This window comes from Pseudosulfitobacter pseudonitzschiae, from assembly GCF_002222635.1.
GTDB classification, from domain to species: domain Bacteria; phylum Pseudomonadota; class Alphaproteobacteria; order Rhodobacterales; family Rhodobacteraceae; genus Pseudosulfitobacter; species Pseudosulfitobacter pseudonitzschiae_A.
On record NZ_CP022415.1, the window covers coordinates 420272 to 446418 of the forward strand.

The 26147-nt window shown below is 58.5% G+C and carries 26 protein-coding genes; 14 read left to right on the forward strand and 12 right to left on the reverse strand.

The window, feature by feature from the left end; genetic code table 11:
- Positions 1 to 16 precede the first annotated feature (16 nt).
- From odhB to mdh, 8 genes are all read right to left on the reverse strand, one after another.
- Positions 17 to 1540, reverse strand: a complete 1524-nt coding sequence (gene odhB, locus SULPSESMR1_RS01915) for a 2-oxoglutarate dehydrogenase complex dihydrolipoyllysine-residue succinyltransferase (protein WP_089419313.1) — start codon at positions 1538 to 1540, stop codon at positions 17 to 19.
- Positions 1537 to 4503 (reverse strand): 2-oxoglutarate dehydrogenase E1 component, encoded by a 2967-nt coding sequence (locus tag SULPSESMR1_RS01920; RefSeq protein WP_089419314.1) that lies wholly within the window; start codon positions 4501 to 4503, stop codon positions 1537 to 1539. The genes odhB and SULPSESMR1_RS01920 overlap by 4 nt, the downstream gene beginning before the upstream one ends.
- Positions 4503 to 5018 (reverse strand): DUF805 domain-containing protein, encoded by a 516-nt coding sequence (locus SULPSESMR1_RS01925; protein ID WP_089419315.1) that lies wholly within the window; start codon positions 5016 to 5018, stop codon positions 4503 to 4505. Before SULPSESMR1_RS01925 ends, SULPSESMR1_RS01920 begins: the two co-directional genes overlap by 1 nt.
- Positions 5019 to 5020: 2 nt before the next feature.
- A complete protein-coding gene (gene sucD, locus SULPSESMR1_RS01930) occupies positions 5021 to 5908 on the reverse strand; it encodes a succinate--CoA ligase subunit alpha (protein ID WP_089419316.1) in 888 nt (295 codons plus the stop codon).
- A gap of 18 nt (positions 5909 to 5926) precedes the next feature.
- Positions 5927 to 6505: a hypothetical protein gene (locus tag SULPSESMR1_RS01935; protein ID WP_089419317.1), complete on the reverse strand. Its 579-nt coding sequence runs from the start codon at positions 6503 to 6505 to the stop codon at positions 5927 to 5929.
- A gap of 2 nt (positions 6506 to 6507) precedes the next feature.
- Positions 6508 to 7701 carry an ADP-forming succinate--CoA ligase subunit beta gene (sucC, locus tag SULPSESMR1_RS01940; RefSeq protein ID WP_089419318.1) on the reverse strand — a complete coding sequence of 398 codons (1194 nt, stop codon included), beginning with the start codon at positions 7699 to 7701 and terminating at the stop codon, positions 6508 to 6510.
- Positions 7702 to 7916: 215 nt separating this feature from the next.
- Positions 7917 to 8675 carry an adenylate/guanylate cyclase domain-containing protein gene (locus SULPSESMR1_RS01945; RefSeq protein WP_089419319.1) on the reverse strand — a complete coding sequence of 253 codons (759 nt, stop codon included), beginning with the start codon at positions 8673 to 8675 and terminating at the stop codon, positions 7917 to 7919.
- A gap of 122 nt (positions 8676 to 8797) precedes the next feature.
- The gene (mdh, locus tag SULPSESMR1_RS01950; RefSeq protein ID WP_089419320.1) at positions 8798 to 9760 is read right to left on the reverse strand and encodes a malate dehydrogenase; all 963 of its coding nucleotides are present in this window, start codon (positions 9758 to 9760) and stop codon (positions 8798 to 8800) included.
- 160 nt (positions 9761 to 9920) lie between these two features.
- Between mdh and SULPSESMR1_RS01955 the strand changes: the two genes are divergently transcribed.
- Positions 9921 to 10676 (forward strand): sulfite exporter TauE/SafE family protein, encoded by a 756-nt coding sequence (locus SULPSESMR1_RS01955; RefSeq protein ID WP_089419321.1) that lies wholly within the window; start codon positions 9921 to 9923, stop codon positions 10674 to 10676.
- Positions 10677 to 10730: 54 nt separating this feature from the next.
- Here the strand turns inward: SULPSESMR1_RS01955 and SULPSESMR1_RS01960 are convergent, their stop codons facing one another.
- Positions 10731 to 11066 (reverse strand): hypothetical protein, encoded by a 336-nt coding sequence (locus SULPSESMR1_RS01960; protein ID WP_089419322.1) that lies wholly within the window; start codon positions 11064 to 11066, stop codon positions 10731 to 10733.
- 321 nt (positions 11067 to 11387) lie between these two features.
- Here SULPSESMR1_RS01960 and SULPSESMR1_RS01965 point away from each other — a divergent pair, with 321 nt between their 5' ends.
- The 11 genes from SULPSESMR1_RS01965 to SULPSESMR1_RS02015 all read left to right on the forward strand — a co-directional run bounded on the left by SULPSESMR1_RS01965 (position 11388) and on the right by SULPSESMR1_RS02015 (position 19561).
- Entirely contained in the window at positions 11388 to 12242 is an 855-nt protein-coding gene (locus SULPSESMR1_RS01965) for an HpcH/HpaI aldolase/citrate lyase family protein (protein WP_089419323.1), read from the forward strand.
- Between the two features lie 4 nt (positions 12243 to 12246).
- Positions 12247 to 12792, forward strand: coding sequence for an NnrU family protein (locus SULPSESMR1_RS01970; RefSeq protein WP_089419324.1), 546 nt, complete (start codon positions 12247 to 12249; stop codon positions 12790 to 12792).
- A 10-nt stretch (positions 12793 to 12802) separates the two neighbouring features.
- Positions 12803 to 13006: a DUF1737 domain-containing protein gene (locus SULPSESMR1_RS01975; RefSeq protein ID WP_089419325.1), complete on the forward strand. Its 204-nt coding sequence runs from the start codon at positions 12803 to 12805 to the stop codon at positions 13004 to 13006.
- The gene (locus SULPSESMR1_RS01980) at positions 13006 to 14034 is read left to right on the forward strand and encodes a MaoC family dehydratase (protein WP_089419326.1); all 1029 of its coding nucleotides are present in this window, start codon (positions 13006 to 13008) and stop codon (positions 14032 to 14034) included. Before SULPSESMR1_RS01975 ends, SULPSESMR1_RS01980 begins: the two co-directional genes overlap by 1 nt.
- 208 nt (positions 14035 to 14242) lie before the next feature.
- A complete protein-coding gene (gene sdhC / locus SULPSESMR1_RS01985; protein WP_089419327.1) occupies positions 14243 to 14626 on the forward strand; it encodes a succinate dehydrogenase, cytochrome b556 subunit in 384 nt (127 codons plus the stop codon).
- An 11-nt stretch (positions 14627 to 14637) separates the two neighbouring features.
- Positions 14638 to 15009 carry a succinate dehydrogenase, hydrophobic membrane anchor protein gene (gene sdhD, locus SULPSESMR1_RS01990; protein ID WP_089419328.1) on the forward strand — a complete coding sequence of 124 codons (372 nt, stop codon included), beginning with the start codon at positions 14638 to 14640 and terminating at the stop codon, positions 15007 to 15009.
- A gap of 24 nt (positions 15010 to 15033) precedes the next feature.
- Positions 15034 to 16839: a succinate dehydrogenase flavoprotein subunit gene (sdhA, locus tag SULPSESMR1_RS01995; RefSeq protein ID WP_089419329.1), complete on the forward strand. Its 1806-nt coding sequence runs from the start codon at positions 15034 to 15036 to the stop codon at positions 16837 to 16839.
- Between the two features lie 3 nt (positions 16840 to 16842).
- Complete coding sequence (locus SULPSESMR1_RS02000; RefSeq protein WP_089419330.1) at positions 16843 to 17538, forward strand: FkbM family methyltransferase; 696 nt, start codon at positions 16843 to 16845, stop codon at positions 17536 to 17538.
- On the forward strand, positions 17535 to 17861 hold the full coding sequence (locus SULPSESMR1_RS02005; protein ID WP_089419331.1) for a hypothetical protein: 327 nt from the start codon (positions 17535 to 17537) through the stop codon (positions 17859 to 17861). The genes SULPSESMR1_RS02000 and SULPSESMR1_RS02005 overlap by 4 nt, the downstream gene beginning before the upstream one ends.
- A 12-nt stretch (positions 17862 to 17873) precedes the next feature.
- Positions 17874 to 18653, forward strand: coding sequence for a succinate dehydrogenase iron-sulfur subunit (locus tag SULPSESMR1_RS02010; protein ID WP_089419332.1), 780 nt, complete (start codon positions 17874 to 17876; stop codon positions 18651 to 18653).
- Positions 18654 to 18715: 62 nt separating this feature from the next.
- On the forward strand, positions 18716 to 19561 hold the full coding sequence (locus tag SULPSESMR1_RS02015; protein WP_240311504.1) for an urea carboxylase-associated family protein: 846 nt from the start codon (positions 18716 to 18718) through the stop codon (positions 19559 to 19561).
- A gap of 65 nt (positions 19562 to 19626) precedes the next feature.
- On the opposite strand, the gene deoD is transcribed toward SULPSESMR1_RS02015, so the two are convergent.
- From deoD to SULPSESMR1_RS02030, 3 genes are all read right to left on the reverse strand, one after another.
- A complete protein-coding gene (gene deoD / locus SULPSESMR1_RS02020; RefSeq protein WP_089419334.1) occupies positions 19627 to 20331 on the reverse strand; it encodes a purine-nucleoside phosphorylase in 705 nt (234 codons plus the stop codon).
- A 270-nt stretch (positions 20332 to 20601) separates the two neighbouring features.
- Positions 20602 to 20928, reverse strand: coding sequence for an H-NS family nucleoid-associated regulatory protein (locus SULPSESMR1_RS02025; RefSeq protein ID WP_089419335.1), 327 nt, complete (start codon positions 20926 to 20928; stop codon positions 20602 to 20604).
- A 133-nt stretch (positions 20929 to 21061) separates the two neighbouring features.
- Positions 21062 to 23023: a protein meaA gene (locus SULPSESMR1_RS02030; protein ID WP_089419336.1), complete on the reverse strand. Its 1962-nt coding sequence runs from the start codon at positions 23021 to 23023 to the stop codon at positions 21062 to 21064.
- Between the two features lie 206 nt (positions 23024 to 23229).
- On the opposite strand from SULPSESMR1_RS02030, the gene SULPSESMR1_RS02035 reads away from it, so the two are divergent.
- Together SULPSESMR1_RS02035 and ccrA are read left to right on the forward strand one after the other, a co-directional pair.
- Complete coding sequence (locus tag SULPSESMR1_RS02035; protein ID WP_089419337.1) at positions 23230 to 24594, forward strand: 1-acyl-sn-glycerol-3-phosphate acyltransferase; 1365 nt, start codon at positions 23230 to 23232, stop codon at positions 24592 to 24594.
- Between the two features lie 137 nt (positions 24595 to 24731).
- Positions 24732 to 26012 carry a crotonyl-CoA carboxylase/reductase gene (gene ccrA / locus SULPSESMR1_RS02040; protein WP_089419338.1) on the forward strand — a complete coding sequence of 427 codons (1281 nt, stop codon included), beginning with the start codon at positions 24732 to 24734 and terminating at the stop codon, positions 26010 to 26012.
- The last annotated feature ends 135 nt before the right edge of the window (positions 26013 to 26147 follow it).

Below are 26147 nucleotides of genomic sequence, written 5' to 3' on the forward strand. Positions count from 1 at the left end.
TACCCCGCCTCACTCCTTACAGGTCCATCAACAGACGACGGGGATCTTCCAGCGCTTCTTTGACGCGCACAAGGAAGGTCACGGCGCCTTTGCCGTCCACGATGCGGTGGTCGTAGGACAGCGCCAGATACATCATCGGACGGATCACGACCTGACCGCCTATTGCCATTGGACGGTCCTGAATCTTGTGCATGCCAAGGATGCCAGACTGTGGCGGGTTCAGGATCGGCGAGGACATCAGCGAGCCGTAAACGCCACCGTTCGAGATGGTGAACGTACCGCCTTGCATTTCCGCCATCGACAGTTTGCCATCACGGGCGCGCGCACCTTTTTCGGCAATCGCTTTTTCGATCTCGGCAAAGGACATGGCGTCGGCGTCGCGGACAACCGGAACGACCAGACCCGTGGGCGTACCTGCGGCAATGCCCATGTGAACGAAGTTTTTGTAGACCACGTCGGTGCCGTCAATCTCGGCGTTGACCTCGGGGACTTCTTTCAGCGCGTGAACGCAGGCCTTGGTGAAGAAGGACATAAAGCCCAGCTTCACGCCGTGCTTTTTCAGGAACAGATCTTTGTATTCGTTGCGCAGCGCCATCACCTCGGTCATGTCGACCTCGTTATAGGTGGTCAGCATCGCAGCGGTGTTCTGGCTGTCTTTCAGGCGGCGTGCGATGGTCTGGCGCAGGCGGGTCATCTTGACCCGCTCTTCGCGCGAGGCATCGTCGGCAGAGACAGGCGCGCGCGGAGCGGCAGAGGCTTGCGGGGCCGGTGCGCTGCCAGCGGCGGCCACGGCCTTGGCCACGTCTTCTTTCATAATGCGGCCATCACGACCCGAGCCTGTGACCTGATCGCGGCTGATACCAGCCTCGGCCATCGCTTTTTTGGCAGAGGGCGCGTCTTCGACGTCTTTGCCCGAGGATGGCGCTGCTTCGGTTGCCTTGCCTGGGGCAGGTGCGGGGGCGATTTCGCCCGAGGCCGAACCGGAAATGACACCCAGCTTGGCGGATGCATCGACAGTGGTCCCTTCGGGCGCAGTGATTTCCGACAGCACGCCACCTGCGGGCGCGGGCACTTCAACGCTGACCTTATCGGTTTCCAGCTCGCACAGCATTTCGTCCTGACTGACGGTGTCGCCAACCTGTTTGAACCAGGTGCTGACGGTCGCCTCGGTGACGCTTTCGCCCAATGTGGGCACCATCACATCAACGCTGTCACCGCCTGACGATGTGTCAGCAGCAGGCGCGTCGTCCGGGGCTTCGGCCTTGGGCTTGTCTTCCTTGGATGCGTCTGCTTCGGCTTTGCCACCTTCCGAGATGGTGGCCAGCAGGGCATCGACGCCCACGGTTTCACCTTCAGCGGCTACGATTTCACCCATTGTGCCTGCAACGGGGCTGGGTACTTCGACGGTGACTTTGTCTGTTTCCAGTTCGCACAGCATTTCGTCGACGGCCACTGCGTCACCGGGTTTCTTGAACCATGTGGCAACGGTGGCTTCGGTCACGGATTCGCCCAAGGTGGGCACACGGACATCAGTCATTATTTCGATCCTTTGATGGTCAGCGCCTCGTCAACGAGTGCGGCTTGTTGTGCTTTGTGCTGGCTGGCCAGACCTGTCGCAGGCGATGCCGACGTGGCACGCCCGACATATTCGGGGCGCAGATGTTTGGCCTTGATCCGGCTCAGAACCCATTCGATGTTCGGCTCGATAAAGGTCCATGCGCCTTGGTTTTTCGGTTCTTCCTGACACCAGATCATTTCGGCATTCTTGAAGCGTTCCAACTCTTTCACCGCGGATTGCGCGGGGAAGGGGTAGAATTGCTCGAAGCGCAGCAGATAGATGTCGTCGATGCCACGGGCGTCGCGTTCTTCCAGCAGATCGTAATAAACCTTGCCGGAACACATTACCACGCGCTTGATCTTGTCATCGTCGGCCATCGTGGTTTCGGAATTGCCGTGCTGGGCGTCATCCCACAGCACACGGTGAAAGGACGATCCGGTGGTGAACTCGTCTGCCTTGCTGACGGCCAGCTTGTGACGCAGCAGCGATTTTGGCGTCATCAGGATCAGCGGCTTGCGGAAGTCGCGGTGGATCTGGCGGCGCAGGATGTGGAAGTAGTTGGCAGGCGTGGTGCAGTTGGCCACGATCCAGTTGTCCTGACCGCACATTTGCAGGAACCGTTCCAGACGCGCGCTGGAGTGTTCCGGGCCTTGACCCTCGAAGCCGTGCGGCAGCAGTACCGTCAGGCCCGACATCCGCAGCCATTTGCTTTCGCCCGAGCTGATGAACTGGTCAAACATGATCTGTGCGCCATTGGCAAAGTCGCCAAACTGTGCTTCCCACAGGGTCAGGGCATTGGGTTCTGCCATCGAATAGCCGTACTCGAACCCCAGCACCGCGTATTCGGACAGCATCGAGTCGATGACCTCGTACTGGGCCTGACCTTCGCGGATGTTGTTCAGCGGATAGTAGCGATCATCATTGTCCTGGTTGATCAGGGCCGAGTGGCGCTGGCTGAACGTTCCGCGCGCACTGTCCTGTCCGGAAAGACGCACAGGGAATCCTTCGGTCAGCAGCGAACCGAACGCGATCGCCTCGGCTGTGGCCCAGTCGAAGCCGGCGCCATTTTCGAACATGGCTTTTTTGGCGTCCAGCAGACGTTCAACCGTCTTGTGCAGCGCAACACCTTCGGGTGCGGTGGTCAGCCCCTTGCCGACGTCGGCCAAAGTTTCGGGTTTGATTGCCGTTTTGCCGCGCTGGTATCTTTTTTGCTTCATCTTATCCAGATGCGACCACTTGCCATCCAGCCAGTCGGCCTTGTTCGGGCGGTATTCTTTCCCTGCCTCGAACTCTTCGTTCATCTTGGCCTGAAATGCTGCCTTCATGTCCTCGATCTCGCCTTCGGGGATCAGGCCGTCTTTGACCAGGCGGTCGGTATAGAGCGTCAGCGTGGTTTTTTGCTTTTTGATTTTTTTATACATCACCGGATTGGTGAACATGGGCTCGTCGCCCTCGTTATGACCAAAGCGGCGGTAGCAGAAGATGTCGATAACGACGTCTTTGTGGAACTTTTGGCGGAATTCGGTGGCCACTTTTGCAGCGTGGACCACGGCCTCGGGGTCGTCCCCGTTGACGTGGAAGATCGGCGCCTCGACCACCAGTGCATTGTCGGTGGGATAGGGCGACGAGCGCGAGAAGTGCGGCGCTGTGGTAAAACCGATCTGATTGTTCACCACGATGTGCATGGTGCCACCGGTGCGGTGACCGCGCAGGCCGGACAGGGCGAAACATTCAGCCACGACGCCCTGACCCGCAAAGGCCGCATCGCCGTGCAGCAGGATCGGCATGACACAAGTGCGGTCCGCACTGCCCCACTGGTCCTGTTTGGCGCGGGCCTTGCCCAGGACGACGGGGTTCACCGCCTCGAGGTGCGAGGGGTTTGCCGTCAGCGACAGATGGACGGTGTTGTCATCGAACTGGCGGTCAGACGAGGCACCAAGGTGGTATTTTACATCGCCGGATCCATCGACGTCTTCGGGCTTGAAGCTGCCCCCCTGAAATTCGTTGAAGATCGCGCGGTAGGGTTTTTGCATTACATTGGCCAGAACCGACAGACGGCCGCGGTGCGGCATGCCGATCACGATTTCCTTGACGCCCAAGGCGCCGCCGCGCTTGATGACCTGCTCCATTGCAGGGATCAGGCTTTCGCCGCCATCCAGACCAAAGCGTTTGGTGCCCATGTATTTCACATGAAGGAACTTTTCAAAGCCTTCGGCCTCGACCATTTTGTTCAGGATTGCCTTGCGGCCCTCGCGGGTGAACTGGATTTCCTTGCCCAACCCTTCGATCCGCTCTTTCAGCCAGGCGGATTCGTCGGGGTTGGAAATGTGCATGTATTGCAGGGCAAAGGTGCCGCAATAGGTGCGGTTCACGATGTCCATGATCTGGCGCATCGTGGCGATTTCCAAGCCTAACACATTGTCGATGAAGATCGGTCGATCCATGTCGGCATCGGTAAAGCCGTAGGATTTTGGGTCAAGCTCGGGGTGCGGGGTCTTGTCGCGCATACCCAGAGGATCCAGATCGGCGACCAGATGTCCGCGGATGCGGTAGGCGCGGATGATCATCAACGCGCGGATGCTGTCCAGCACGGCACGTTTGACCATCTCGTCGCTCAACTCGACGCCTTTGTCTTCGGCCTTGGCCTTGATCTTGTCGCCCGCCCCTTTGACCTCGGCGGGGGCGGCCCATTCACCGGTCAGGGCTTGGGTCAGGTCATCACCGGGCACGGGCGGCCAGTCGGCGCGTGCCCAGCTTGGGCCTGCGGCCTCGGCTTTGACGTTGGTATCGTCGTCACCCATCTCTTTGAAAAAGGCCTGCCATGCTTCGTCCACAGCGCCGGGGTTGTTGGCATAGCGCGCATACATCTGTTCAAGGTATTCCGCGTTGTGCCCCTGCATGAAGGACGAGGAGTGGAACTGGTCGTTGGCGGGGTGGTCGGTCATTAAAGTACCTCACGAAGGTTGGGACCGTGTGCGTTGGTGCTGGGTTCGGATGCGACGAGCGTTTGGCCAAGAACGGTGGCTGTCGTCATCAAAGTTACGAAGAGCATAATGAGGTGGAGTGGGATCAGGATAAGTGCGGCAACGAACCACAAAAGCAGAGCGATAAGGCCGCCACCCACCAACCCGATTGCGAACCCGGCCCACAGGAAGACCTGATAGCCGAGCCAGAGGATCACAAAGGGGGCAAAGGGATAAAAAGCCTGTGCGCCGTCAAACCCCGCGTCATTGAGACGGCGAGAGGTTGCCAGAAGAAAGGGAAGGGCAGTGACAAACAATACCGCAAGTTTCGCCATGCCATGCCAAGGATGCACCTCCAGCCAATCGACTTGCGACGCATACAACACAGGCGGCAGCAAGGCTATTGGCAGGAACTGCCAATATGCCTTGCGGGCCATGCGCTCCTTGAAGCGGAACATGGCCAAAATGCCGGAAGGTATGTTGTTTGCGCCCTCCACAATTACCCCTTGTCGATCGCTTCCTTGACCGCTTCGCCCAGTGTCGCGGGGCTGTCGGCCACCACGATACCGGCTTCACGCATCGCTTCGATCTTGCTTTCCGCGTCGCCCTTGCCACCGGCAACGATTGCGCCCGCGTGGCCCATGCGACGGCCCGGAGGGGCTGTGCGGCCTGCGATGAAACCGGCTGTGGGTTTCCAGCGGCCTTTTTTGCGCTCGTCGGCCAGAAACTGTGCCGCTTCCTCTTCGGCGGAACCGCCGATTTCGCCGATCATGATGATTGACTGGGTTTCGGGGTCGGCTAAGAACATCTCCAGCACGTCAATGTGTTCGGTCCCTTTGATCGGATCGCCGCCGATGCCCACGGCCGTGGACTGGCCCAGACCCATGTCGGTTGTCTGCTTCACTGCCTCATAGGTAAGCGTGCCCGAGCGCGAAACAACACCACAGCTGCCGCGCTTGTGAATGTGGCCGGGCATGATGCCGATCTTGCAGGCGTCAGGGGTGATCACGCCGGGGCAGTTGGGGCCGATCAGGCGCGATTTGGACCCTTCCAGCGCGCGTGCGACGCGCATCATGTCCAGAACCGGGATACCTTCGGTGATGCATACGATCAGCGGCATTTCCGCGTCGACGGCTTCCAGAATCGAATCCGCCGCAAAGGGGGGCGGAACATAGATCACTGAGGCGTTTGCTTCGGTCATGTGCATTGCTTCGTGGACCGAATCGTAGACCGGCAGGTCAAGATGGGTCTGCCCGCCTTTGCCCGGTGTCACGCCGCCGACCATTTTGGTGCCATAGGCGATGGCCTGTTCGGTGTGGAATGTCCCCTGCGAGCCGGTCAGGCCCTGACAGATGACTTTGGTGTTTTCGTCGATGAGGATTGCCATGTCAGAAGGCTCCTTGGATTACTTGAGGGCGCGAACAAAAAGCGCTGTGTTGTTGTTGAGGCTGCCGGTGAATGCCGCCATCCCGCGGAGGTTGCCCAGCGGAACTGCCTTGAAAGTCACTAAAAATGGTGCGGTTTCGATCGTACTGAACACGGTTTGTCCGGCTCGGTTCTTAAGGGTGTACGAAATTTCCGTCTCTGCCCTTACGGCCCCAAGGCTCGGTGGTACCGCCGGTTTGAGCAGGGCGATGTCGAGAACGTATTTGCCACCCGGCAATGCTCCCGCTTCCTTCAGGCTATCTGCGAAATAGGCGCGGGCTTGCTTGTCGGAGATCGGAGCCTGCTGAACAGTGAAGGCCTTGTTCTTGCCAAACCCCGTAACGGCGCCAATCTGCATCGAACCATGATACTTCGGGGGCACCATGCCAATTGTCATTGTCTGGCTTTTGAGGGTCGATTTGGTCTCGTCAACGTTTACCACGGCTTTGGGCACAGGCGTCGTACTGGTTTCGCCGGCACCGTCCGTGTAGCTTTGGGAACAGCTTGCCAGCAACGTGCAGGCTGACAGCATGGCGGGTAGAAAAGCGAATTTTACCATGCTTAGCCTTTGACCGCTTGCACGATCTTTTGCGCGCCATCTTTGAGGTCTTCGGCAGCGATGACATCAAGGCCGGAGTTGTTGATGATGTCCTTGCCCTGTTGCACGTTTGTGCCTTCCAGGCGGACAACCAGCGGCACCTTCAAGCCCACTTCCTTGACCGCTGCCACAACACCCTCGGCGATCACATCGCAGCGCATAATGCCGCCGAAAATGTTCACAAGGATGCCTTTGACTTGCGGGTCGGAGGTGATGATCTTGAACGCTTCGGTGACCTTTTCTTTGGTCGCACCGCCGCCCACGTCAAGGAAGTTGGCAGGTTCGGCGCCATACAGCTTGATGATGTCCATTGTGGCCATCGCCAGACCCGCACCGTTGACCATGCAGCCGATTTCGCCGTCAAGCGCGATATAGTTCAGGTCGTATTTGGAGGCGGCGAGTTCCTTGGGGTCTTCCTCGGTCTCGTCACGCAATTCGTTGATGTCGGAGTGGCGGTAGATCGCGTTGCCGTCAAAGCTGACCTTGGCGTCCAGCACCTTGAGGTCTCCACCGTCGGTGACGATCAGCGGGTTGATTTCCAGCATCTCCATGTCTTTTTCCAAGAAGGCTTTGTACAGCAACCCCATCAGGCCGACGCATTGTTTGACCTGCTTGCCCTCAAGGCCAAGGTTAAATGCGATACGGCGGCCGTGAAAGGCCTGATAGCCGGTGGCCGGATCGACCGAAAAGCTCAGGATTTTTTCCGGTGTCGCAGCTGCAACCTCTTCGATGTCCATGCCGCCCTCGGTGGAGCAGACAAAGCTGACGCGGCTGGTCTGGCGATCAACCAGCAGGGCCAGGTACAGTTCGGTTTCAATGCCCGAGCCGTCTTCGATGTAGATGCGGTTGACCTGTTTACCCGCGGGGCCGGTCTGGTGCGTGACCAATGTGCGGCCCAGCATCTTCTTGGCTTCTTCAGCGGCCTCTTCGACCGATTTGGTCAGGCGCACGCCGCCTTTTTCACCGGCGCCCGCTTCTTTAAAGTGGCCCATGCCGCGTCCACCTGCGTGGATCTGCGCTTTGACCACCCACAGTGGGCCGTCCATTTCTGCGGCTGCGTTTTTGGCGTCTTCGGCTTTCAGCACAACGCGCCCGTCCGAAACGGGGGCACCGTAAGAGCGAAGCAAGGCCTTGGCCTGGTATTCGTGGATGTTCATGACAAAGCGGTCCTGATTAGCTGCGGTTTAATTGGCTGTATACGATCATGCATGAACGGATGGTAAACTGAAAAGGTGCGGCAAGCGGGGAATTGCGCAGAAAATCCGCCATTTGTGATCACACGATTTTTCCTGTGATCACAAAACTTACGGGTTATGACTGTCATGGCATTTGGCGACGCAATGACACAGATTCCCTTGGGTCTGCGGAATGTTCAGCCTTTGGTCGCGCGCAGGTTCCGCCACTTGAGCAGCAGCGACACGCCAATGGCGGTAATGACCAGAGCGGGCCAGCCGGGGCCAGCGCCATTGAATATGTCGATGATCACCAGCACCCCGGCGGCCAGAGCCGCACGCCTGCACGACTTGCGAAATGCGGCAACGGGGTCTTGGCTTGTGTGGTGGGGCGGTTGCAGGTCAACGCGCGGCGCGACCGAAGCCAGATCACCGGGGGCCGCGACGCCGTCGGCCAGCACGGCATATAATGCGATCTCTTCAATCAGGTTTTTGGGCGTGGCAGGGCCGAGGGGGCGAAATTCGACGTCAAGACGCCCACGGGCGTGGTCAACCACCTGACGCGACACCAGAATGCCTCCGACCACGGCGTTTTCCTGCAACCGCGCCGCGAGGTTTACGCCGTCGCCCAGCAGATCGTCGCCCTCGATGATGACATCGCCAAGGTGCACGCCGATCCGAAAGGGGAGGGCGTCGGGCATGACGTTCAGCTCGCGCTGGATTGTGACGGCGGCGGCCACGCCTTCGACAACGGATGAGAATTCGGCAATCAGACCGTCGCCCGAAGTGTTGGCGATGCGCCCGCCGCGCGTGAAAATGGCGGCGTCAATCACCCGACGGGCGCGGCGCAGGGCCTGCACTGTGTCCACTTCGTTGCGCGCCATACGGCCCGAATAATTCGCGGCATCCGCTGACAGGATCGTGGTCAGCTTGCGTTTGATGTCAGGCAGTTGGGACATACCGAACCCCCGTTTGCCCCGTATGCGAGGCGATGTCCTAGGCCCAACTTACGTTGAATGGACCATAAAAAAAGCCGGACACGTTAACGTGCCCGGCCCTGTTCATGACAGCATGTTACGGCTTACACCAGCGAGCTGTCGATGCCTTTGCACGCGTCGACCAGACCCTGAACAGCGTTAACCGAGCTGTCGAACATGGCTTGTTCGTCTTTGGTCATCTTGATGTCGATGATTTTTTCGATGCCACCGGCACCGATCACTGTGGGCACGCCCACATACATACCTTTGAGGCCCAGAGCGCCATCAACATATGCGGCACAAGGCAACACGCGCTTTTGGTCTTTCAGGAACGCTTCGGCCATCTCGATGGCAGATGTCGCAGGCGCATAGAACGCCGAGCCGGTTTTCAGCAGGCCAACAATTTCGGCACCGCCATCACGGGTGCGCTGCACGATGGCGTCCAGCTTCTCCTGTGTGGTCCAGCCCATTTTGACCAGATCAGGCAGCGGAATACCGGCAACGGTCGAATAGCGTGTCAACGGCACCATTGTGTCACCGTGGCCACCCAGCACAAAGGCTGTGACGTCGCGCATCGACACCTGAAATTCTTCGGCAAGGAAGTGGCGGAAACGCGCGCTGTCCAGGACGCCGGCCATGCCACAGACTTTTTCGTGGGGCAGGCCAGAAAATTCGCGCAGCGCCCAGACCATTGCGTCCAGCGGGTTGGTGATGCAGATCACAAAGGCGTTCGGGGCGTGGTCACGGATGCCCTCGCCGACCGATTTCATAACCTTGAGGTTGATCCCCAGCAGGTCATCGCGGCTCATACCCGGTTTGCGGGGCACACCGGCGGTAACGATGCAGACGTCTGCGCCTGCGATGTCTTCGTAGGACTGGGTGCCGCTCATTCTGGCGTCGAAACCCTCGGCGGGGCCGGATTCAGCGATGTCCAGTGCCTTGCCTTCGGGAATGCCTTCGGAAATGTCGAACAGGACGACGTCGCCCAATTCCTTGATGGCTGCGAGATGCGCGAGCGTCCCGCCGATTTGACCTGCGCCGATCAGCGCAATCTTGGGTCTGGCCATGAGTAGTCTCCAGGGTTGCTGTGAATTTGCGGTTTGCCTAGTCCTTATCGGCGTCGCGTGCAAGGCTGCTGCGGCGCGGCATGGCTGTCACCTGCCGCTGGTGGTGCGCGATGTTACCCGCTAACCTTTAGTGCATTGCAAAGGTTTCCAAGGAGTTAACGTGCTGGAACTGGATTGGGCATTCTTTGCCGTTGCTGGACCTGCGGTGTTATTCGCAGGTGTTTCCAAGGGTGGTTTTGGCTCGGGGGCAGCCTTTGCGGGGGCGTCGATTCTGGCTTTGGTGGTTGAGCCGGGTCTGGCGCTGGGGGTGATGTTGCCGATGTTGATGCTGATCGACGTGGCGACGCTGGGGCCCTACTGGGCCAAATGGCGCTGGCCCGAAGCGCGTGTGCTGATTTTGGGTGCATTGCCCGGTGTGGCGCTGGGGGCGGCACTGTATCAGATGACCGATGCTGATGTGTTCCGCGTGCTGATCGGAGCGATTTCGCTGGCGTTTGTTTGCTGGCAGGTGGGCCGTGCGCTGGGCTGGATCAGGTCCGCATCAAGGCCGCTGGGGCAGGGCGCGGGGGCCGTTGCGGGCGTGGTTGCCGGCTTCACCAGTTTTGTCAGCCATGCGGGTGGGCCACCGGCGGCGGTCTATTTGCTGTCGCGCGGTATGACCAAGACTGAATATCAGGCCAGCACGGTATTGCTGTTTTGGGTTATCAATGTGGCCAAGTTCGTTCCCTACGCGTTTCTGGGCATGTTCACGCTGCAAACCGGATTGGCCAATTTGGCACTGGCGCCTTTTGCGCTGGCGGGCGCGTGGCTGGGTGTCAAGGCGCACAGGCTGGTGCCGGAACGTGCGTTTTTCGCACTGACTTATGTATTGCTGGTGCTGACGGGAACCAAGTTGATCTGGGACGGGCTGACCTGAACAAATAAAAAAGGCGACCAATTGGGCCGCCTCTTGAATCCTTCTTGATTGTTTTCAGGCGTCATTGCCGGGTGCTGGCAATGCTTCGGCCAGTTCTTCAAAGGCCTGACCGGAGGCCACAAGACAGGTCACCCCTGCGGGCGAGGTTACCGTGATCGTCCATGTGCCGGTCTCGGACGAGGCAAATACCTCGATCATCTGGTTGTTGGTGCCTAGCCCCATCGACTGGCGGGTTTCGCCATAGCCCTGTGCCAGACGGTCCACGACCAGTGCGCGGGGGCCGCAATTGCGGTTGCCTGTTTCAGCTGCAACATGGCTTGTTACAGTCAGATAGAGCGTGGCAGCCGCAGTCAGTGCGGCAAGATGCAAAAACTTTTTGTTGCGTGTCATGTTGTTCAGCCTTTGATCGAAAAGGCGTCACCCGCAGTCATCTGGCCTGATCCGGTAGCCCGAGGATGACCGGGCGGCCCCGGTTGCTGTGCAGTCTCGACATCCCTTCCGCAAAGGTTCGGCGGCCCTGCCGAAACGACCCTTACGGTGATGTCGGGCAAAACAAACCTGCAGGCAGAATGGTAAATAACGGTTAACGCGCCGTGCGCAGTTGCGAATAATTCCAGTTTTGCTGCATTGCGGCGCGTTTCCACTTGAACCTTTCGCAAAAAAATGCCCCCCTTGCGCGCAACAATATTACCCGACCCGAAAGGCAGGCTTATGGCTCTCGACCGTCCGTTGCGCTCCGTTCTCTATATCCCCGCATCCAAACCACGTGCGCTGGACAAGGCACGGGGGCTGCCCGTCGATGCGATTATTTTCGATCTTGAAGATGCGGTGACCACCGAAGAAAAGGTCAGCGCACGCGGCATTCTGGCCGAGGCGTTGACCCAAGGCGGCTATGGCGCGCGCATGAAGATTATCCGCATCAACGCACTTGATACCGATTGGGGCGCAGACGATGCGCGCGCCGCAGCCACGATGGGCGCCGATGCGATCCTGCTGCCCAAGGTTTCCAGCCCCGCCGATCTGGATGCGCTGGCCGCGATCACCGGTGATGTCCCGTTGTGGGCGATGATGGAAACACCTGCGGGCATGTTGAACGCGGCCGCCATCGCTGCCCACCCAAAGCTGCAAGGTTTGGTTATGGGCACCAATGATCTGGCCAAAGAGCTGAACACACGCGCACGCGCCGACCGTTTGCCGTTGCAGGCCGGTCTGGGCCTGTGCCTGCTGGCGGCCAAAGCCTTTGGATTGGCGATCGTAGATGGTGTTTATAATGCCTTTAAGGATGATGAAGGCTTGGCCGTGGAATGCGAACAGGGCCGCGACATGGGGTTTGACGGCAAAACGCTGATCCATCCCGCACAGGTCGCTGTGACCAACACCGCCTATTCGCCCTCCGAGGCCGAGATTGACACCGCCCGCCGCCAGATCGAAGCATTTGACGCAGTCGAAGCCTCGGGGCAGGGGGTTGCCGTGGTGGATGGCAAAATCGTAGAAAACCTACACGTTGAAACCGCACGCAAGCTGATCGCACAGGCCGAGGCCATTGCGACAACGGCAGAGGAATAGAATTATGGCGCTTTTGATACTTGGTGTTTTGTTGTGGGCTGCGGCCCACTTTTTCAAACGCGCCATGCCTGCGCAACGTGCCGCGCTGGGTAATGCTGGGGCCGGCGTGATTGCAGGTGCCCTGGTCGTGTCGGTTCTGCTGATGATCTTCGGATACAAGGCCGCTGACGGTGCGTTTTTCTGGGGTCGTCATCCGGCCACGACCGGCATCAACAATCTGTTGATGATCGTCGCACTGTACTTTGTCAGCCCCGGCCCGAAAAAGGGCGCTATCTTTTACAAGATGCGCCACCCGATGCTGACGGGCTTTGCCCTTTGGGCTGTGGCGCACCTGTTGGTTAACGGAGATACACCATCGTTCGTGCTGTTCGGCGGGCTGCTGGTCTGGTCGCTGGCCGAGATGTTCGTGATCAACCGCGCCGAGCCGAACTGGACCGCGCCGCCCAAGGGCAGTATCGCAAAGGACGGCATGTTTCTGGTCGCCGCTTTGGTGCTGATGGGTGTGATCGGTGCAATCCACGCATGGCTGGGCTACAACCCGTTCGGATAGGGGCAACACAATGAAATTATACCGTTTTCTGTCTGAAGAAGACACATCTGCATTCTGCCACAAAGTAACGGATGCGCTGAACAAGGGCTGGGAGTTGCACGGAAGCCCGACCCAAACATGGGACCACACTGCAGGCATCATGCGCTGCGGGCAGGCCGTCGTCAAAGAGGCCCCCGGCATCTACACCCCAGACACCAAGCTGGGTGCGCAGTGATGAAGACCAACGCGGGGCGCTTCTTCGAAGATTATACACTGGGTCAGGTGATCGACCATGCGGTGCCACGGACCGTCAAGATGGGCGAGCGTGCACTTTATCACATGCTCTATCCGGCGCGACATGCGCTGTATTCGTCGGACCAGTTTGCGCAGACCTGCGGGCTGCCATTCTCACCGCTGGATGACATGATTGCCTTTCACATCGTCTTTGGCAAAACCGTGCCGGACGTGTCGCTGAATGCTGTGGCGAACCTTGGCTATGCCGGAGGGCGCTGGAAAATGCCGGTCTGGCCCGGTGACACGCTGCGGGCGCGCTCCGAGGTTATCGGGCTGAAACAGAACTCGAACGGCAAGACGGGCGTGGTCTATGTGCGCACAACGGGCCTGAACCAGCATGACGAAGAAGTGCTGGAATACGTGCGCTGGGTCATGGTGCGCAAAGGCGACGTGGATGCGCTCGCGCCTGAAACTGTGGTGCCGGAGATGCCGAAGGTGGTGGCCCCGAGCGCGCTGGTTATCCCCAAGGGGCTGGATTTCACCAACTACGACTTCACGTTGGCCGGCGAGCCGCACCGATGGGGCGATTACGAGATCGGTGAGCAGATTGACCACGTGGACGGCGTCACTGTGGAAGAAGCAGAACATATGATGGCCACACGCTTGTGGCAAAACACGGCCAAGGTTCACTTTGACACTTCGGCACGACCCGATGGCAGTCGGCTGATCTATGGTGGTCACGTGATTTCGATGGCGCGGGCGTTGTCGTTCAACGGATTGGCCAACGCACAGATGGTTGTGGGGCTGAACGGCGGGGCGCATGCCAATCCCTGTCTTTCGGGCGATACGATCCGCGCATGGTCCGAGGTTCTGGATAAGGCCGAGACCCGCGCCCCCGGCGTCGGCGCGCTGAGGTTGCGGCTGGTGGCGACCAAGGGCGGCGATCCGTTCAAGTTGCGCGGGGATGACGGCAAATACCTGCCCGACGTTCTGCTGGATCTGGACTATTGGGCGCTGGTGCCGCTCTAAGATCAAGGGAGCGCGGCGACATAAATCCTATAAAAACAGTCGTGTTTTATTTGTGATCACAGTGCAATCTGCCGTGATCACAAAGTGGAAAATTTCGCGCGATGCGCTAAAAAACCACGTGTGTTATTGAAAACAAAGCTGCGCATCTAGGTGACAGCGCCAAAAAACGGTTTAGTAAGAGACCAAGCACCAAGCCAAAGGAGTCGTCATGGCCGACGTGAACCGGGGCAACCGCCCGCTCTCACCGCATCTGACTATTTACCGCCCGCAGCTGACGTCGATGACGTCGATCCTGACACGGATCACCGGCAATGCGTTGTTGGTCACCACTTTGCTGATCACATGGTGGTTCATTGCCGCTGCGATATCACCCGAAGCTTTCGCAACTGCTGACGGGTTTCTGACCAGCTGGTTTGGTGATCTGGTGATGACGCTGTCGCTGTGGGGGCTTTGGTATCACACGCTGGCAGGTGTCCGGCATCTGGTCTGGGACACCGGCATCGGTCTTGAGATCGAAACCGCCCAAAAACTCGGTTGGGCTGTCATCGGCGGATCGGTTGTGCTGACCATCCTGACCGTCATCATCATCTAAGGGAGCCACCGATGCGTTATCTTACAGACCGCAAGCGCGCCGTAGGCATGGGATCGGCCAAATCCGGCACCGCGCATTTCTGGGCAATGAAAGTCAGCTCTTTTGCGCTGCTGATCCTGATCCCGCTGTTTGTTTTCACCTTTGGTCCGATGCTGGGCAAGCCGCACGCCGAAGTGTTGGAATACTTCAGCCAACCGTTCCCCGCCATCGTGGCGGCAATGACCTTTGTCATAACGATGAAGCACTTCAAGGACGGTGTTCAGGTGCTGATCGAAGACTATGTTCACGGTGCCGCCGAAAAGATCTCGATCTTGGTGATGATCTGCGTCTGCTACGCCATTGCGGCGACGGGCCTTTTCGCCATCGCCCGCATCGCACTTTAATCGCCAGTCAGAGGAGACATTTCAATGGCTGCATATGAATTTGAAACACATGAATACGACGTGGTCGTCGTGGGGGCAGGTGGTGCCGGTTTGCGCGCGACGCTGGGCATGGCCGAACAGGGCCTGCGCACCGCTTGCGTCACCAAAGTGTTCCCGACACGCTCGCACACAGTTGCCGCACAGGGTGGCATCGCCGCATCGCTGTCCAATATGGGCCCCGACAACTGGCAATGGCATATGTACGACACCGTAAAAGGGTCGGACTGGCTGGGTGACACGGACGCGATGGAATATCTCGCCCGCGAAGCCCCCAAGGCGGTCTATGAGCTGGAACACTATGGCGTGCCGTTCTCGCGCACCGAAGAGGGTAAGATTTATCAGCGTCCTTTTGGGGGCCACACAACGGAGTTTGGCGAAGGCCCTGCCGTGCAGCGGACCTGTGCCGCCGCCGACAGGACCGGCCACGCCATCTTGCACACCCTCTATGGTCAGTCGCTGAAAGAAAAGGCCGAGTTCTTTATCGAATATTTCGCCATCGACCTGATCATGGCCGACGACGGCGTGTGTCAGGGCGTGATGTGCTGGAAGCTGGATGACGGTACACTGCACCTGTTCAGCGCGAAAATGGTCGTGCTGGCAACGGGCGGCTATGGCCGTGCCTATTTCAGCGCCACCAGCGCGCACACTTGCACCGGCGATGGTGGCGGCATGACCGCTCGCGCGGGCCTGCCCTTGCAAGACATGGAATTCGTGCAGTTCCACCCCACCGGCATCTACGGTGCCGGCTGCCTGATCACCGAAGGCGCGCGCGGCGAGGGCGGTTATCTGACCAACTCCGAGGGTGAACGGTTCATGGAGCGTTACGCGCCCCAGTACAAAGACCTTGCCCCGCGCGACTACGTCAGCCGTTGTATGACGATGGAAATCCGCGAAGGGCGCGGCGTGGGCAAGAACGGTGACCACATCCACCTGAACCTGTCGCACCTGCCACCCGAAACACTGAAACTACGTCTGCCAGGCATTTCCGAAAGCGCGCGCGTGTTTGCCGGTGTGAACCTGAACAAAGAGCCGATCCCCGTGATTCCGACCGTACACTACAACATGGGCGGTATTCCCACGAACTATTGGGGTGAAGTGCTGTCCCCGACAGCGGACGAACCTGATCGTGTTGCACCGGGCCTGATGGCCGTGGGCGAGGCCGGTTGCGCATCTGTGCACGGGGCTAACCGTCTTGGGTCCAACTCGCTGATCGACCTTGTTGTCTTTGGTCGTGCTGCAGCAATCCGCGCGGGCAAGATCGTCGATCCCGACAGTGCCGTGCCCACGCCGAACCCTGCGTCCATTCAGGCCGCGCTCGACCGGTTTGACAATACCCGTTATGCCAAGGGTCACACGACCACCGCCGATCTGCGCATGGAAATGCAGCAGACCATGCAAAAAGACGCCGCTGTCTTCCGCGAAGACAAGACGTTGCAGGCAGGCAAGGTCGCGATGGACGAGATTGCAGGCAAATGGTCCGATATTCAGGTCACCGACCGCAGCCTTGTGTGGAACTCGGACCTGATGGAAACGCTGGAACTGGCCAACCTGCTTCCCAACGCAGTGGCCACAATCACTGCCGCCGCCGAGCGCAAGGAAAGCCGTGGCGCCCATGCCCATGAGGACTATCCCGAGCGCGACGACGAGAACTGGCGCAAGCACAGCCTTGTCTGGTTCAAAGGTAATGCGGCGTCGTTGGGTTATCGCGGCGTTCACGAGCAGCCTTTGACCAGTCACAACGACGGTGGCATCGACCCCAAGAAGATCGCACCGAAAAAGCGGACGTTCTGAGCCATGCTTGGTGAAATCCGGCGCACGCTAAAGTCCGAAGGGTTGGCTGTCCATCCCGTCAAGACGCGTGCGTTCTATCTGAAAGGATACGGATTTTCCCCCGATGTCGTGTTTGATGTCGGGGTACATGACGGCACGCCGTGGCTGTACAAATCCTTTCCCAATGCGCGCTTTGTGCTGGTCGACCCGCAGCCCGATTGCGCAGATGCGGTGCGCACCTCGGGGCAGTTGGACGATTTCGACTTTCATGCCGTGGCACTGGGCGCCGAAACGGGTATTGCTGCGCTGAATGTTCCCGAAACGACACCGGGCAAGGGCGGGGCGATGGCATCGTTGATGGAGCGGACAGATAATCTGGCCACGACCTTCAACAAGGTCGATACTTACGAGGTGCCCGTCAAACGGCTGGACGATGTCGCCAAGGCCTATGATGGCCGCGTCGGTCTGAAGATCGATACCGAGGGGTTCGAGGCCGCCGTGCTGGCGGGTGGCCCCAAAACACTGAAACGCTGCGAATTTGTGATATTGGAGTTGAGCGTGACTGACCGTTTCACCAAAACCGCGCCCCCATCAGAAGCCATCGCGCTGCTGGCGCAAGCGGGGCTGGAGCTGCGCGACATTCTTGCCATTGCGGATGGTCCCGGTAAGCGCGCACAACCGCGCCACATGGACGTGATGTTCACGCGGTGGGCGGCATGAGGGCACTGTTGATCCTGTCGCTGGTGGCGCTGACGGCCTGCGCTGAAACCACCCAGGCGGTGGACGGTGTGGCGCGCAAGTCGGCCAAGGCGGCCGTCGCTGAAACACTTGTGACCCGTTTTCCGATGGTGCCCAAGGCCGCAGTGACCCCCTTTTCCGATTGCATCATCGACAATGCATCGGCCCGTGAAATCGGTGAATTCGCCAAAGACGCCGTGATCGGCGTTCGTGAAACAACCGCTGTGCTGGTTCGGGGTGTCCTCGAACGGCCAGAAACACAATCATGCATCACCAAGGCGGGCGTTGCAGCCCTGACCGCGTAAAGGAGACACCAGATGGTTCAACTGACGCTTCCCAAGAACAGCCGGATCAAAACCGGTAAAACATGGCCCAAGCCCGAAGGTGCCACCAATCTGCGCAAGTTCCAGATTTACCGCTGGAACCCCGATGACGGCAAAAACCCCCAAGTCGACACCTACTGGATCGATCTGGACGCCTGCGGCCCGATGATTTTGGACGCGCTTATCAAGATCAAGAACGAGATCGACCCGACGCTGACATTCCGCCGGTCCTGCCGCGAGGGTATTTGCGGCTCGTGTGCGATGAACATCGACGGCATCAACACGTTGGCCTGTATCTATGGCATGGACGAAGTGAAGGGTGACGTGAAGATCTATCCGTTGCCGCATATGCCGGTTGTCAAGGATTTGATCCCCGACCTGACGCACTTTTACGCCCAGCACGCGTCGGTGATGCCGTGGTTGGAAACCAAGACCAACCGCCCCGCGAAAGAGTGGAGGCAGTCGGTGGAGGATCGCGAAAAGCTGGACGGCCTGTACGAATGTGTCATGTGCGCCTGCTGCTCGACATCCTGCCCCAGCTATTGGTGGAACGGCGACCGCTACCTTGGGCCAGCCGCTTTGCTGCACGCTTATCGCTGGATCATCGACAGCCGCGACGAGGCTACGGGTGAGCGGTTAGACGATCTTGAAGATCCGTTCAAACTGTACCGCTGCCATACCATCATGAACTGCGCGAAAACCTGTCCCAAGGGTCTGAACCCTGCTGCAGCGATTTCGAATATCAAGAAAATGATGGTTGAACGCTCCATCTGATGTTCACCCGGCGTGCGCCTCTTGCGGCGCGCGCCGCACGCCCTCAGACCAGAGGTCACCCATTGCCCAATCCTCCAGATGATGCCGAAGCCCGCCGCGCCATTACGCCGGTGATTTGCTATCCGGTCGAAACGCTGCCGCAGCCTGATATGGGCCTATATTCCGCCGCTCGTAAAGGTATGAGCAAGGTGGACGAGGTCACAGTGCCACCGCGCGACGCCGCTACATTCAGCGCACCCGCGGGCCATATCTTTCGCATTTCATCCATAGAAGGCCCACAGGTCGGCGATCTGAATCTGTGGAACGCCCGCGATCTGTCTGAACGGTTCTACTCTGGCAAAACCCGCGCCTTGCACGGCACCCACCTGACGACGGGCGACCGTATGTGGTCCAGCTTTCCTGCGATGCGCCCGATGGCCACGGTGATCCACGACACGCTGGACTGGTACGGTATCGACAGCTTTGGCGGATCGGTTCACGATGTGATCGGCACCCGATGCGATCCCTATACCCACAACCTGTTGGCAGGCGGGCAGTACCACCACTGCTGCCACTCGAACCTGACCCGCGCGCTGGCGGCCCATCTGGGCATAGCACCGCAAGAGGCCGAAACGCACGTTCATGATGTGCTTAACGTGTTCATGTGTACAGGCTTTACCCGGGACACCGGTCAATATTTCATGAAGGCCAGCCCCGTGCGCCCTGGTGACCACATCGATTTTTTCGCCGAGATCGACATTTTGGGCGGGTTGAGTGCATGCCCGGGCGGTGATTGTTCTTCCGAACATTCCAGCGACACGGTCCCTTGCCATCCGCTGCTGGTCGAGGTTTTCAAGCCGCAGCCAGACGCCCTGAAGAACTGGGAACCTCTGGCGCCCAACGGTTACAACCGCACCCACGGCTGGTAGAGGGTCAGACAGCCCTGCATTTCGGACTCAATTTCCTTACCTGTGGCTTTCAGACACTTGGGTAATCACGCAAATGCGGCTTCCAGCGCGATCTCGACCATGTCGCCAAAGGTTTTCTCGCGGTCTTCGGACGGCAAAGCCTCGCCCGTCTGCAAATGGTCGCTGACCGTCAGGACCGCCAGCGCCCGGCGTCCGTGACGCGCCGCCAGCGTATACAACTCTGCCGCTTCCATCTCGACACCCAAGATACCGTGGCGCACCATCTGTTCATCCAGATCGGGCCGTTCGGCATAGAACACATCCGACGAATAGATCCCGCCCACATGTGTCTTGGTCCCGCGCGCCTCTGCGGCTTTGACCGCTGCCGCCAGCAGGCCGTAGTCGGCACAAGGGGCGTAATTCATTTCGCGGAAAATACCCGAGGAAGGCGAGGTAATTGTGCTGGCGGTCATTGCCACGATCACGTCGCGGATGCCCACATACGGCTGCATCCCGCCGCATGACCCGATCCGGATCAGGGTTTTTACGTCATATTCGCCGATCAGCTCGTTGGCATAGATCGACAGCGACGGCATGCCCATGCCCGATCCCTGAATCGTGACGCGGTTGCCTTTCCATGTTCCGGTAAAGCCCAGCATCCCGCGCACTTCGTTGATCAGTTCAGCTCCGTCCAGGAACGTCTCGGCGGCCCATTTGGCGCGATAGGGGTCACCGGGCATCAGCACGGTTTCTGCGATCTGGTCGGGCTTGGCTCCGATGTGGACGGTCATGGCGGTCTCCTGAAGGTGTCTGGGTCAGACTGCCTTCATGGGGACGACGGGGCAAGAGGACAAGCCAGGATTGCCACATTTGCGGTGGGATGACGTTGGGGTCGGCCGCCAGTTCCATCCTCTATTTCAATGGATTCCAGGGCCTGGCACCGCCACCCGCGAGACGCCGCGCGCAGGTGGTGGTGTGAGAGTGAAGCAAGACGGCGCAAAGTGGCGCTTGATCTTCATACGCGGAATGTTGGCCGCGCCAGAAAATGCCGGTCGTCTGGTTCAGATTTCCAGATCGGCGGGTTTTTTCCCGCCTGCAACCGCTTCGACATACCATTTCGGCTGTCGGCCTTTTCCGGTCCACGTTTGCGACGGATCATTCGGGTTTGCGAATTTCGGTTCGGATGGGCGTTTCGCTTTTCCCGCCTTTTTCGAACTGGCAGGGCCAGACAATTCCTCCAGAGAAAAACCGTACTCCGCAGCCGCTTTTTCTGCTGCCTTGCGCGCCTCGCGGCGGTCCCGGGTCTGAGCGTTCTTAATCGCCGCCTTTACGTCGACCAGAAGCTTTTCCAAGTCTTTGTGCGACATGGTCTTAAGATCAATGTTCATTTGATTGCCTTTCCTAAAGCACAAGCTTTATCCATCGCGCATTCCGGCGCAATTGGCAATACATTTGACATTGTCAAGTGGACTCGCGTATTTGGCGAATTTTTGTGTTTCTCGTAATAGGCGCATTGGATGGTTATTCGGCAGCCACAGCTTTTGGATCGACCAGAGTTACGATGTCATTCATTATAGTGTTCAATTCGAAGTCTTTAGGGGTATAGACACGCGCCACGCCAAAACCCTGGAGGCGTTTAGCATCTTCATCGGGAATAATGCCACCAACAATCACGGGAATGTGGCCCAAATCTGCAGCGCGCATTCTTTCCATCAAATCTTCGACCAGAGGCACGTGGCTGCCGGAAAGGATCGACAGGCCGACCACATGTGCGTTTTGCTCAAGTGCAGCGGTCACGATTTCTTCGGGGGTCAGGCGGATGCCGTCATAGGTGATGTCCATGCCGCAATCGCGGGCGCGCACAGCGATTTGTTCGGCTCCGTTCGAATGTCCGTCCAGTCCGGGTTTACCCACAAGGAATTTCAGGCGGCGGCCCAGCTTGTCGCTGACCGCGTCGACGGCACTGCGCAGGTCTTCCAGCCCTTCGGTTTTGTTCGACACCGATGCCGACACGCCCGTGGGGCCACGGTATTCCCCGAAGACGCTGCGCATCTGGGCGGCCCATTCGCCGGTGGTCACACCAGCACGGGCGGCGCTGATTGACGCTGGCATCACGTTTTCGCCCGTTGCTGCCGCGGTGCGCAATTCGGCCAGCGCGGCGTCGACCGCCGCCTGATCACGGCTGCTGCGCCATTCTTCCAGACGGGCGATCTGGTCGGCTTCAGTTGCAGGGTCCACGGTCATGATGCCACCGTCTTCGGTCATCAACGGCGATGGCTCGGAGTTGGTGTATTTATTTACGCCGACAACTACGGTTTCGCCCGCTTCGATCCGGCTTAGGCGGTCGGAATTGGATTGCACCAATTGCGCCTTCATATAGTCGATCGCATCAATTGCGCCGCCCATGCCATCAAGGTTGTCCAATTCGGCCCGTGCGCCCGCTTTCAATTCTTCGACCTTGGCGTCAACCGCAGGGTTACCATCAAACAGGTCGTCAAACTCTAGAAGATCGGTTTCAAACGCCAGGATTTGCTGCATCCGCATTGACCATTGCTGATCCCAAGGACGCGGCAGGCCAAGCGCTTCGTTCCAAGCGGGCAATTGAACCGCGCGGGCGCGTGCCTTTTTGGAAAGGGTGACCGCAAGCATTTCGATCAGAATACGGTAGACGTTGTTTTCAGGCTGCTGTTCGGTCAGCCCCAGCGAATTGACCTGCACGCCATAGCGAAAGCGCCGATACTTGGAATCTTCTACACCATAGCGGGTTGCGCAAATCTCGTCCCACAAATCGACAAAAGCGCGCATTTTGCACATTTCAGTCACAAATCGGATGCCGGCATTCACGAAAAACGAAATACGCCCAACTAATACGGGAAAATCTTCTGCCGGAACACGGGGTTTCAATTCATCCAGAACAGCCGTTGCAGTAGCCAGCGCAAAGGCCAATTCCTGTTCGGGCGTAGCACCCGCTTCTTGCAGGTGATAGGAACACACGTTCATCGGGTTCCATTTTGGTACATTAGTATAGCAATATTCGGCCACGTCCGCGATCATTTTCAACGACGGAGCAGGGGGGCAGATATAGGTGCCGCGGCTGAGATATTCCTTGATCAGGTCGTTTTGCACGGTGCCTTGCAGGCCCGTTACATCCGCACCCTGTTCTTCGGCCACCGCGATATAAAGCGCCAGCAGCCACGGCGCTGTCGCGTTGATGGTCATCGAGGTGTTCATCTGTTCCAGCGGAATGTCCTGAAACAACGCGCGCATATCGCCCAGATGTGCCACGGGCACGCCAACCTTGCCCACTTCGCCGCGCGCCAGAATATGATCGCTGTCGTAACCAGTCTGGGTGGGCAGATCAAAGGCGACGGACAGGCCAGTCTGGCCCTTTTCCAGATTTGACCGATACAGCGCATTCGACGCCTTGGCGGTCGAGTGGCCTGCGTAAGTACGGATAAGCCAGGGGCGGTCTTTTTGTGTCATCGAAGGGCCTCATGAATCTGCGTGGGCAATATTATTGCGTTGTGATCTAGCTATATGAAACTTTCGGGTAGTGTCAATTCGCTGCATTGCGGCGTAAACGCATTTGATCCGGTTCGCGCGATTGACCCGGCACAAAGCGCGCCGACGGTCTGTGATTGTGAAGTTGGTTGTTGTCCTAGGGCGTGTCCGCCTGCAAATGTGGTTGCATGACGCAAACCATTCAACTTCCGCTTTGGCTGTTTATCGTAATCGTGTTGTTTGCCATGGTCACCGCGCTCAGCCACTTTTTGTTGCCGTCGGTGCGGTGGTTTTTCCGGCGGCGTCTGGAAAAGGCTGTGGCGCGACTGAACACGCGTCTGACCCGTCCGATCGAGCCGTTCAAACTGGCGCGCAGGCACGATATGATCCAGCGTCTGGTCTATGACCCCAAGGTGACCCAAGCCATCGTTGAACACGCCCGCGCCGAAGGCGTTCCCGAAGCTGTCGCTTTCGAGCAAGCCAAGCGCTATGCCCGCGAAATTGTCCCAAGCTTCTCGGCCTTCACCTATTTTAGCTTTGGCATTCGCGCAGCGCGCTTTCTGGCCAACACTGTATATGATGTGCGCACCGGTTTGCTCAACGAAACGGCGCTTAAGAACGTGGCCCCCGACGCCACCGTTATCTTTGTGATGAACCATCGTTCTAACATGGATTATGTGCTGGTCACCTATCTGGCGGCGCGCGCTTCGGCGCTGTCCTATGCCGTGGGCGAATGGGCGCGGGTCTGGCCGCTGAGCGGTCTGATCAAGTCGATGGGAGCGTATTTCATTCGCCGCAAATCGCGTGGTCCGCTTTATCGCGGGGTTTTGCAGCGTTATGTGCAGATGGCCACAGCCGGTGGTGCCACGCAGGCGATTTTCCCCGAAGGAGGGCTTTCGCTGACAGGGCGCGTAATGCCTGCGAAGCTGGGCCTGCTCACATATGTAGTTGAGGCATGGGAGGAATCTGGCCGTGAGGTGGTATTTGTCCCCGTTGCGATCAACTATGATCGCGTGCTCGAAGATCGCATCCTGATTTCAGCCAACAAAGAAGGCAGCCGCCGTTTTCGCGCCCGGATTTCGGTGATCCTGTTCTATATCATACGCAAGGGCTGGCTGCGTTTGCTAGGCAAACATATGCGTTTTGGCGAGGCCGCAGTGGTGTTCGGCCAGCCGGTGGCCCTGTCCAGCTATGCACCAAAGCCGGACATAAAAGCGCTGGGGGTCGATCTGATGCGCCGAATTGAAAGCGAAATGCCGTTGTCCTTTGTGCCTTTGCTGTCGCGGGTGATGCTGCGTGCCTCGGGTCCACTGACCCATGAAGCCTTGCAGCAGGCGATACACACGGAAATACGCACCGCCAAGACCAACCTGCTGGTCACTCGGGAATCAATTCCAGCCATCAGCCTGAAGGCGGAAAAACATATGTTGCTGCGTGGGCTGATCACCGAAACCGATGGTCTTTATGCGATGAACCCTGCCGAACGCGACGTGTTGGTGTTCTATGCCAATTCGATCGAACACTTTTACAGCGATGCTGCACCTGCGCCCTAACTTTCTGCGTGCGCAAAGTCATAAAATTACAAAATTTACCCAAATGTGGTTGCAATATTACGTGATGGGCAATATTTCACCCTAAACCCGCCGCGATTCTGCACTGCGGCGTTTCATCTATGGTTAAGGAGGCTGGCATGGCTTTGGACACTGGCATCGCACAATACGAAGCACCCGAAAAAGACCTTTACGAAGTGGGTGAAATGCCCCCGCTGGGTTATGTTCCCAAACAGATGTACGCGTGGGCCATCCGCCGCGAACGTCACGGTGAACCTGACAGTGCTATGCTGCAAGAAGTCGTGGATGTGCCCGAGCTTGACAGTCAGGACGTGCTGGTTCTGGTGATGGCTGCGGGCATCAACTACAATGGGGTCTGGGCAGCCCTCGGCCAGCCGATCAGCCCTTTTGACGGCCACAAGCAGCCCTACCACATCGCGGGTTCCGACGCCTCTGGTATCGTCTGGGCGGTGGGTGACAAGGTTAAACGCTGGAAGGTCGGTGACGAGGTCGTGATTCACTGCAATCAGGACGATGGCGACGACGAAGAGTGCAACGGTGGTGATCCGATGTATTCGCCCAGCCAACGCATCTGGGGCTATGAAACGCCTGATGGATCATTCAGCCAGTTCACCCGCGTGCAAGCGCAACAGTTGATGCCGCGCCCCAAGCACCTGACTTGGGAAGAAAGCGCATGTTACACGCTGACACTGGCTACTGCATACCGGATGTTGTTTGGCCACGAGCCGCACGATCTGAAGCCCGGTCAGAACGTCCTGGTCTGGGGCGCGTCGGGTGGTCTGGGGTCTTACGCGATCCAATTGATCAATACGGCTGGTGCCAACGCCATTGGCGTGATCTCGGATGAAAGCAAACGCGATTTTGTGATGGATCTGGGGGCCAAGGGCGTTCTGAACCGCAAGGATTTCAACTGCTGGGGGCAACTGCCGACGGTGAATACACCCGAATATAAAGAGTGGTTCAACGAGACCCGCAAATTCGGTAAGGCAATCTGGGACATCACCGGCAAGGGCGTGAACGTCGATATGGTGTTTGAACACCCCGGCGAGGCGACGTTCCCTGTATCCACATTCGTGGTGAAAAAGGGCGGTATGGTCGTGATCTGCGCGGGCACCTCGGGGTTCAATCTGACATTTGACGTGCGATACATGTGGATGCACCAGAAGCGTCTGCAAGGCAGCCACTTTGCCCACCTCAAACAGGCGTCAGCCGCCAACCGTCTGATGCTGGAACGCCGTCTTGATCCCTGCATGTCCGAAGTTTTTGCTTGGGGAGACCTGCCTGACGCACACATGAAAATGATGCGCAACGAACACAAGCCCGGCAACATGTCGGTGCTGGTTCAGGCCCCCAAGACCGGCCTACGCACTTTTGAGGATGCATTGGAAGCCGGAAGGTAATCCAAACATCTGCATTTTGTGGCGAATACGGCGCCCGCGAATCACCAAGTGGTTCGCGGGCGTTTTGCTGTTGGAAGGGTGGCTTTTGGTGTCAAAGGCTTGGCCGCGACCCCCTCACCATTTCTGGGGAGTGCC